Origin of the sequence: Planktothrix sp. FACHB-1355 (assembly GCF_014748295.1) — a bacterium.
Taxonomy (GTDB): domain Bacteria; phylum Cyanobacteriota; class Cyanobacteriia; order Cyanobacteriales; family Aerosakkonemataceae; genus Aerosakkonema; species Aerosakkonema funiforme_A.
On the sequence record NZ_JACJUP010000636.1, the window covers coordinates 1 to 3,976 of the forward strand.

A 3,976-nucleotide genomic window follows, 5' to 3' on the forward strand; every position below is an offset into this window, starting at 1 on the left:
CCCCCACTCCCCAGTCACGATCCCCCGTGCATTGTCCGATCGCGAGATAGAATAAATCCAGCAACAGTTCTCAATATATTTAAGACACGAGAGGAGAACACAGACGCATGGGCAAAATAGTCGGCATTGACTTGGGTACAACCAACTCAGTAGTAGCCGTCATGGAGGGTGGCAAGCCGGTTGTCATTGCCAATGCCGAAGGTATGCGGATAACTCCCTCTGTAGTAGGCTTTAACAAAGAAGGAGAACGCATCGTCGGACAAATGGCGCGGCGGCAAGCAGTTCTCGATCCGCAGAATACTTTTTATGGTGTTAAGCGGATGATCGGGCGCAATTATGCGGAACTCAGTCCGGACTCGAAGCGAGTGCCATACAACATTCGCAAGGATGAAACCGGTAATATTAAAATTAAATGTCCCCGCCTGAATAAGGAATTTGCTCCCGAAGAAATCTCGGCAATGGTGCTGCGGAAGTTGGTAGATGAGGCGAGTCGCTATCTGGGTGAAAAGGTGACGGGGGCGGTAATTACCGTACCGGCTTATTTCAACGATTCTCAGCGACAGGCGACGCGGGATGCGGGACAAATTGCGGGATTAGAAGTAAAACGGATTCTGAATGAGCCAACGGCAGCAGCTTTGGCATACGGACTCGATCGCCGCGAAAGTCAGACAATCTTGGTATTCGACTTGGGCGGCGGGACTTTTGACGTTTCCATCCTGGAAGTGGGCGATGGAGTGTTTGAAGTTAAAGCTACCAGCGGCGATACTCAGTTGGGCGGTAACGATTTTGATAAGAAAATAGTTGACTGGTTGGCAGAGGGCTTTCTGGAAAAAGAAGGTGTGGATTTAAGGCGCGATCGCCAAGCTCTGCAACGTCTGATGGAAGCAGCGGAAAAAGCGAAAATCGAACTTTCCGGTGTTACCGTCACCGATATTAACTTACCATTTATCACCGCTACGGAAAACGGGCCGGTACACTTGGAAACGACGCTGACTCGTTCCCAGTTTGAAAGTCTTTGCACTGATTTGGTAAGCAGAATCCGCAAACCTGTCAAACGCGCTCTCTCGGATGCTAGCTTAACTCCCGCCCAAATAGACGAAGTGGTATTAGTGGGGGGTGCGACGCGAATGCCGATGGTGCAGGATTTAGTTCGCACTATCATCGACAAACAGCCAAATCAAAATATCAACGCCGATGAAGTCGTCGCGGTGGGTGCGGCAATTCAAGCAGGCATTTTGGGTGGAGAACTCAAAGATGTGCTGCTGTTGGATGTGACTCCTCTATCTTTGGGACTGGAAACGATCGGCGGTGTGATGAAAAAAATTATTCCCCGCAACACTACTATCCCAGTGAGGCGATCGGATACTTTTTCTACCGGCGAAAATAACCAAACTATGGTAGAAATTCACGTCCTCCAAGGCGAACGGGAAATGGGGGCGGATAATAAATCTTTGGGACGGTTTAAGCTGTTCGGGATTCCGCCGGCACCGCGAGGCGTACCCCAAATTCAGGTATCTTTTGATATTGATGCCAACGGCATTTTGCAAGTGGCAGCTTTGGATAGAAGTACGGGTCGGGAACAGAGTATCACGATCCAAGGAGCCTCTACCTTAACTCAGGAAGAGGTAAGCCGAATGCTACAGGATGCAGAAGAATATGCTGAGGCAGATCGGTTGAAGCGAGAAAAAATCGAGAAGCGCAATCGCGCCGAATCTCTCACTACTCAAGCAGAAAGGCAGCTGCGAGAAGTGGCGTTAGATTTTGGGATGCAGTTTGCCAATGAATACCGCTATCGCATTGAAAGTCTGATCAAGGAATTGCGGGATTATTTGGCTAAAAATGACGATCGCGGTATCGATCGCGCCCAAGCAGATTTGCAAGATGCCCTTTACGAGTTGCAACGCGAAGTCCGCCTGCGCTTTAGCGAAGAGGAAGATGACTTTTTTGGGTCAATTCGTCGCGCTTTCTCTGGAGACGATCGCGAAGACGAACGCCCATACTACCCCAGTCGCGATAACGATCGCCCGTACTATTCCAGTCGCGATAACGATCGGCCATACTACTCCAGTCGGGATAGCGATCGGCCATACTACGGCGGGGGAACAAGTCAGCCATCTCGCAATACTTCTGAAAGCGTAGGATATGGTAAGTCTCGGAAAGGTGCCAATAATAATAATGATGATTGGGATGATGATGATGATTGGCTCTAATTGGTCAAAATGTCGCCCGATTTTGGATTTTGGATTTTGGATTTTGGATTGGCTGGGCAATAAGCGAGCGGAGCTTGAAATTCGTCAAATTTTTTTGATGGTTCCCATTGAAATGGGAGGCTTGAAACCGCTTTTTTTCGGTCATCGGTCATGGAGAAATTTCCAATTTTAAATGGCAGATTGCAAATTTATTTGCATCTGAAATTTAAAATTGGAAATCTCAAATTTTCATAACAGAAGACTGTTGACGAATGGCTATTGACAAATAACGAATTTTATGCAAAATTTTCGGGATTATTACGAGATTCTGGGCGTTGCCAGAGATGCCTCGGTAGAAGAGATTAAGAAAGTATATCGGCGGTTAGCCAGACAGTATCACCCGGATTTGAATCCGGGAAACAAAGAAGCTGAAGAGAAATTTAAAGACATTAGTGAGGCTTACGAAGTTCTCTCGGATGTGACTAAGCGATCGGAGTACGATCAATACAGCCGCTTCTGGAACAAGCGAGGCTTCCAAGGTAGAAACTTCGGCCAGTATAAAAGTTGGTTCAACCGCAGTAATAGTAATAGCGATCGCGCTACTGCTACGGAAGAAAAAGATTACAGTAACGACACTGACTTCAATAAGTTTATCGACGACTTGTTGGGACGCCGCCGAGAAAAGCGCGTGGTCACAACTGTACCGGAAGAACCTCCGAAACAAACTCCTTTAGAAGATATTTTCCGTCCCAAAACTACAAAGACTACATATACAATTCCCGCTCGTCCTAACCGCAAGGATATCGAAGCGCGACTGACATTGCCATTAGAAAAAGCTTACACCGGAGGCTTGGAACGCATTCGTTTGGAAGATGGGCGATCGCTGGAAATAAATATGCCACCAGCAATGGTAACAGATCAGCGCATCCGTCTCAAAGGTCAAGGCGTCGATGGCGGCGACCTTTACCTGATCATTACCGTCGCTTCTCATCCCTACTTTACAGTAGAAGGTGCCGATATTGTTTGCCAATTGCCCATCACTCCCAGCGAAGCAGTCTTGGGAGAACAAGTGCAAGTACCGACTTTGGACGGTCGAGTTAAAATTACAATTCCACCCGGAGTTAAGTCGGGACAAAGATTGCGCCTTGCCAACAAAGGTTATCCCGGAGATGATGGAGAAAGAGGCGATCAGTTAGTCGAAATTCAAATTGTTGTTCCCAAAAATCCCAGCTTACGAGAACGGGAACTGTACGAAAAATTGCGCGGTATCGAAACATTTAATCCTCGTGCCGATTTACCAGTGTAAAGATATGACAAATATTCAATCAATAACAACTGCGATCGCATCCCTTTACGAACAGGATTTTTATATGTGGTTACAAACAAATATAAACTTCTTAAAAGAGGGAAGGTTTGCAGAAATAGATATAGAAAACTTACTAGAGGAACTGGAAAGTATGGGGAGAAGTGAGAAAAATGCCCTAACCAGTAATCTGAGGGTACTTCTCATGCACTTACTTAAGTATAAATATCAGCCGGAAAAACGAACAAATAGTTGGCTTTACACCATTCGAGAACATCGCAAACGCCTCCGAGAAACCTTCAAAACCAGTCCGAGCTTATATCGTTTTTTTGAAGATATTTTTAATGAATCTTATCAAGATGCTAGGGAACTAGCCGCAGATGAAACAGGTTTATCTATTAAGATATTTCCCCCTGAGTCTCCCTTTACTGTAGAAGAAGTTCTTAATCCTGATTTTTTACCCCCTGAAAACGATCGTTCCGAA

The 3,976-nt window shown here is 46.2% G+C and carries 3 protein-coding genes; all 3 read left to right on the top strand.

The window, feature by feature from the left end; all coding sequences use genetic code 11:
• The first annotated feature begins 107 nt into the window (after window positions 1-107).
• Complete coding sequence (gene dnaK / locus H6S82_RS22110) at window positions 108-2,210, top strand: molecular chaperone DnaK (protein ID WP_190462108.1); 2,103 nt, start codon at window positions 108-110, stop codon at window positions 2,208-2,210.
• Window positions 2,211-2,487: 277 nt separating this feature from the next.
• Window positions 2,488-3,495, top strand: a complete 1,008-nt coding sequence (locus tag H6S82_RS22115) for a J domain-containing protein (protein ID WP_190462109.1) — start codon at window positions 2,488-2,490, stop codon at window positions 3,493-3,495.
• Window positions 3,496-3,499: 4 nt separating this feature from the next.
• Window positions 3,500-3,976 (top strand): DUF29 domain-containing protein (locus H6S82_RS22120; protein ID WP_191056710.1); only part of this gene is annotated, 477 nt, incomplete at its 3' end.

Coding starts and splice junctions, on each gene's coding strand:
- dnaK (WP_190462108.1), top strand. CDS start 108: ATGGGCAAAATAGTCGGCATTGACTTGGGTACAACCAACTCAGTAGTA.
- H6S82_RS22115 (WP_190462109.1), top strand. CDS start 2,488: ATGCAAAATTTTCGGGATTATTACGAGATTCTGGGCGTTGCCAGAGAT.